The 4,638-nt window shown below is 37.9% G+C and carries 7 protein-coding genes and 1 pseudogene; 6 read left to right on the top strand and 2 right to left on the bottom strand.

All coding sequences use genetic code 11. The features are described from left to right. The coding region (locus FD20_RS12095; protein ID WP_157060932.1) for a DUF3737 family protein at nucleotides 1-535 on the top strand (535 nt) is incomplete at its 5' end. Nucleotides 536-789: 254 nt separating this feature from the next. On the opposite strand, the gene FD20_RS12090 is transcribed toward FD20_RS12095, so the two are convergent. Both FD20_RS12090 and FD20_RS12085 read right to left on the bottom strand, forming a co-directional pair. Continuing rightward, the gene (locus FD20_RS12090) at nucleotides 790-1,179 is read right to left on the bottom strand and encodes a hypothetical protein (protein WP_162255658.1); all 390 of its coding nucleotides are present in this window, start codon (nucleotides 1,177-1,179) and stop codon (nucleotides 790-792) included. Between the two features lie 45 nt (nucleotides 1,180-1,224). Continuing rightward, nucleotides 1,225-2,148 carry an IS30 family transposase gene (locus tag FD20_RS12085; RefSeq protein ID WP_057738828.1) on the bottom strand — a complete coding sequence of 308 codons (924 nt, stop codon included), beginning with the start codon at nucleotides 2,146-2,148 and terminating at the stop codon, nucleotides 1,225-1,227. A 103-nt stretch (nucleotides 2,149-2,251) separates the two neighbouring features. Between FD20_RS12085 and FD20_RS12080 the strand changes: the two genes are divergently transcribed. The 5 genes and pseudogenes from FD20_RS12080 to FD20_RS13135 all read left to right on the top strand — a co-directional run. Further along, complete coding sequence (locus FD20_RS12080; protein ID WP_234420709.1) at nucleotides 2,252-2,797, top strand: DUF4097 family beta strand repeat-containing protein; 546 nt, start codon at nucleotides 2,252-2,254, stop codon at nucleotides 2,795-2,797. A gap of 32 nt (nucleotides 2,798-2,829) precedes the next feature. Next, nucleotides 2,830-3,177: a PadR family transcriptional regulator gene (locus FD20_RS12075; RefSeq protein WP_003633074.1), complete on the top strand. Its 348-nt coding sequence runs from the start codon at nucleotides 2,830-2,832 to the stop codon at nucleotides 3,175-3,177. A gap of 45 nt (nucleotides 3,178-3,222) precedes the next feature. Next, nucleotides 3,223-3,474 (top strand): PspC domain-containing protein, encoded by a 252-nt coding sequence (locus FD20_RS12070; protein ID WP_016383003.1) that lies wholly within the window; start codon nucleotides 3,223-3,225, stop codon nucleotides 3,472-3,474. A 181-nt stretch (nucleotides 3,475-3,655) separates the two neighbouring features. Next, nucleotides 3,656-4,213 (top strand): YdhK family protein, encoded by a 558-nt coding sequence (locus FD20_RS12065; RefSeq protein WP_016526714.1) that lies wholly within the window; start codon nucleotides 3,656-3,658, stop codon nucleotides 4,211-4,213. 183 nt (nucleotides 4,214-4,396) lie between these two features. Then, nucleotides 4,397-4,579 (top strand): annotated as a pseudogene (locus tag FD20_RS13135) (IS6 family transposase); the annotation flags it as partial. Nucleotides 4,580-4,638 lie beyond the last annotated feature (59 nt).

Raw genomic sequence — 4,638 nt, 5'->3', positions numbered from 1 at the left:
AAAATCATTACTTTCTCTGGTGAAGCTCTTTCACTTAGGGACTTATGGCACAGCCCCCACAGTGGAGGCCGCTGGTAACTATTTTTGTATGAATAGTCATAATATTATAGTTAATAAGCTTAGTTTGGTTGGTAATTATGGCTTTGACGGGGCTAAAAATGTTGAGATCCATGATTCAACTTTGATTACCAAGGATGCTTTCTGGAATTGTGAGAATGTCACGATTTATGATTCAAAAATTGTGGGAGAATATTTTGGCTGGAATTCTTCAAACATTAAACTAGTTAATTGCACAATTGAAAGTGATCAAGGATTCTGTTATATGGATAACATTACGCTTGAAAATTGTGTATTAGTAAATACTGATCTAGCGTTTGAATACTGCACGAATATCAATGCCGAAGTAAATTCAACGATTGAAAGTGTGAAGAATCCAATCAGTGGACACATTCATGCTAACCATATTCAGAAGGTCATTGCTGATGATGCTGATATTATTACCACGAATATTAAAATTAGTGATGGTCAGGAATAGCCGCTTTTACCGATTAAGTAGTTAACAGTGTGGGAAGCCAAGAAAAATATTTTTGTCGGCGTACTTAAAAGGACAGCAGGGGGAAACCTGCTGTCCTTTTAAATATGCAATATTAAACTTTCAAATTTTAGATATTCATATGAAAATATGGTGGCAAATAGTTTCTTAGCTTTTTAAGTACACTTTGAAATTTTTGTCAGATAGAGTAGTGCTAATAATTCGTTCTCAAAATTAATTAAGATGGATTCTGCAGCTTATAATCTTTTCAATGGATTAATTCCCTGAGATTTTAACTCATTATAAATTGCAAGCATATACCAAGTATCACAAATAAATATGAGACCAACAATAACTATCATAAATCCAGTTGGGTCAGTTAATATCGCAAGGAGCCCAACGGTTAAGGGAGTCCCAATCCATTTTGTGAATGCGATGATAAAGGATTGACCAGCTATTGAGGTACCTTCATTTTTTCTTTGATAAAATTGAACCAAGAATAAAATACTCATCACCATATTTTGAATCAGTGCAATAACTTTTCCAACATTAAAGGTATCATGATCAACCTGGGGCAATTCAATGAAGTAGCTTGGACCGATTATCATTATGCCGAATGAAAATAGTATTCCCAGTAAAAACATCATATAAAATGTTGTTTTGGTAGATTGCAAGAAATAACTTGAACGAATTTAATGACGTAAATTAAGCAAGAAGATCTCGATTGGTGTATGCCAATTAAGACATTTAAGTGGCCGTGAATTCAGATACCAGTTGATTTGAACCAGTTGGTAATCACTTAGTTCTTCAATGGCTTGTCCCTTGGGAATAAACCGTCGCAAAACTCGGTTACGGTTCTCATTACTACCGCGTTCATGTGGTGAATAAGCATGGGCAAAATAAACCTGAGTACCTGTTAGCTGTTCAATTGTCTGGTAGTTAGCGAACTCTTTACCATGATCCACAGTAAGCGTCTTGAGCTTGTCTTGAAGTTGACTAGCTAGTTCAAGTACGGCTTGAGTCATGAACTGACCGTCGCGACCATGGAGCCGTTTAACAATTGTCAGGCGACTTTTACGCTCCACAAAAGTAGCCACAGCTTGACCTTTACGTTTACCAGAAAGTACGGTATCAGCTTCAAAGTGGACGAATTCCTGGCGAGTTTCGACTTTATGAGGACGCTTCTCAATTGAGCGGCCGTGACTGAACGTACCACGCTTTTCTTTAGCACGATGACGACGAATTCCATGATCAGGCAAATCGGGTAGCTGTACATCAAGCCATCCTTGATCAATCCAGTTATAGACCGTCTTGTAGGCAATCCCCACCACATGGGCAACTTGTTCAGGGGACCACTTCTGGACTTGAATCTTTTCTTCAATCAAGTGTTTAAGGTTTTTAGTAAGCGAAGACTTTCGCCCCCGTTGACTAACCTTTCGTTCAAAGTCAGTTTGCGCTAGCCCAGCCTGGTACTCACTATTTAGCCGGTGAAGTTCGTTAAAGATGGTGGTCTTACTAAAGCCAAAGTAGTTAGCGATGTATCGCAAGGAACGTCCTTCATTATGAAGCGTTTCAATGACAACACGGTTCTGGAATGATAAAATAGTGGTGCTCATCAAGGTCCTTCTTTCTAATGGATTGTGTGGTAACACCATTAAAGACCTTGATGGGTTTTTCTGTCCACTTAAATGTTCAATTTAAATTTTACAATCTGCCAAATTGAAAAAAGTTCGTGATCTTAATAATTATGGAGAAACTCATATGCAAGGTCTTAGTATTGCTAACTTAGAAGCACTAGGATCTGAGGGTTCTTTAAAATTAGACAATATGAATATTGACACTACAAATATTGAAATGCGTGATGGTGACGATATTAGTTTGGAAAACACTAATTTGTTAAGCGGGTTAGTGACCGTAGAAGATTCAGATTTAAGTGTGCGCAACGGAGCATTGTGTAATGTTGAGATCCAGCAAGACAATGGTGACATTAGGATGCATAACGTTGCTTTGGATAGCGGTAAAGTGGATGTTTCTGACGGAGATGTTAACATTGCCGAAAGTACAGTAACCAATGGTTATTCACTGACTACTTCCGATGGAGATAATCTTTTGACTAACGTTAAAGCTGGTGGTTTTGATGTTACAAGTTCTGATGGTGACAATCATGTATTTGGTAAAACTAATGAAGGCAGCCGGATCCATAGTGGTACAGCGCAGAATGTAGTAGTAGTCAAAAATTCGGGTGGAGACAACACAGTCCGTTAAGCAGAGTTTGTTAAAGAAAGGAAGCAGTGCTTATGAAAATTCAAGTAACCGCTGATTTACTTGACGGTCTGGTCTTAGCCTTGTTGAATCGAGAAGATTATTACGGTTATGCATTAACGCAAGAAATGCAGAAGGCAATTTCAATTTCCGAATCGACAATGTACCCCGTACTTCGTCGTTTGAAAAAAGAGGGGTATTTAACGACCTATGACCAGCCGTTTCAGGGTAGAAATCGTAGGTATTATCAAATCACAAGTGATGGTGAACAGCATTTGGAACAGGTTTATAAAATGTGGACGGATTATAAAGAAAGTTTAGATCAGGTTTTTATTCCAGACAAAGAACACGATTTAACTCATAAAAATGACATAGAAGCTTAAAATGATAAAATTTGATAGTGCGTGACTAAAAAAGGAGTTTTTTAAATGACTAAAAAGAAATTAACAAAATCGTCTGACAAAATAGTGAGTGGTGTTTTTGGCGGTATTGCTGAATATTTTGGTTGGGATAAGGCAATTGTGCGGATCATCGGTGCATTTTTGATCATATTTCCTGGTAATATTATCGGTGGGGCTATCTTATATGCAGTGACTGCGCTTGTTATGACTGATCCCACTCAAGGTGATCATTCCGATGATGGAGATTCAGTGATCAAGGGCGAATTTAGAGAAAAATAAAATTTGGTAATTCAGTAAAAAGCTTTCTCGTGCTAAGGGAAGGCTTTTTTATTGGCAGAATGTGCCGCTTTTTTAAGATAAATGAGCATACTCAATTTGCTGAGGGTAATTTGTTGTCAACTAGCTATTTCTTAATTATAGTTAAGGTAGAAACAGACTTTATCAAAAAGGAGTGGGAAAGTTGAAAAAGTTAGTACGGTATGTGTGTGCAGTAGTTGCCATGTTATTCTTGGTGGCAGGCTGTTCTAGTAATTCTACTCAAAAAGAAGGGTCATCTACGCACAGTCATTCTTCTGAGAAAACAGAAATGCACGAGCATACAGGTTCGAAAAAAGTGCATGGTTTAAAGAAAGCTGAGCAACCAAAATATAAGGCCGGTACTAAAGTTAAGTTAACGGCAGATCATATGAAAGGTATGAAAGATGCCAATGCAACGATCGTAAATGCTTATGACTCGAAGTTATACGCAGTAGATTACAAATCAACTTCCGATAAAAAAATGGTCAAAGATCATAAATGGGTCACTATTAATGAAATCGAGGGTAATCGAAAAGAATACAAAAAAGGTGATAAGGTAACATTAAAAGCTGATCATATGGCGGGGATGAAAAATAGCTCTGCTACGATAGTTGAGATCCAAAAGGGACCAGCTTACATGGTAAATTATCAGCCTACAAATGGTGGCAAGCAAGTTACCAACCATAAATGGGTCGCTGAAGATGAAATTGAAAAACGTTAATATAAATCTGTAATAAAAGCTGATTTAAAAACTTTTAGTGATCAGCGTTGAAATAGGGATCAAAGCAAAACTTTTGTTTTGGTCCTTTTTTGCGCGACGAATTGTCAAATCGGCTCTGGTGCAAAGTTTGCCTGGCAACTTCATTCTAGTATACTGAGTGACAAGAAACGAGGGATTGTGCGCATGAATTACTTTAAAGGACGCCACTTTCAACAGGATATCATTATAGTAGCCGTTGGCTACTATTTTAGGTTCAGTCTCAGCTACCGTGATATCGTTGAATTGCTACGTGATCGCGGGGTTAGTGTGCATCACACCACGGTCATGCGTTGGGTTCATCATTATGGTCGCATCTTTAAGGCTTTATAGCGCCAACATCAAACCTCCCATACCAAAAGTTGGAGGATAGACGAGACTTACATTAA

The organism is Liquorilactobacillus uvarum DSM 19971, from assembly GCF_001434935.1.
GTDB lineage: Bacteria > Bacillota > Bacilli > Lactobacillales > Lactobacillaceae > Liquorilactobacillus > Liquorilactobacillus uvarum.
This window is presented reverse-complemented; position numbering and strand designations above follow the sequence as displayed.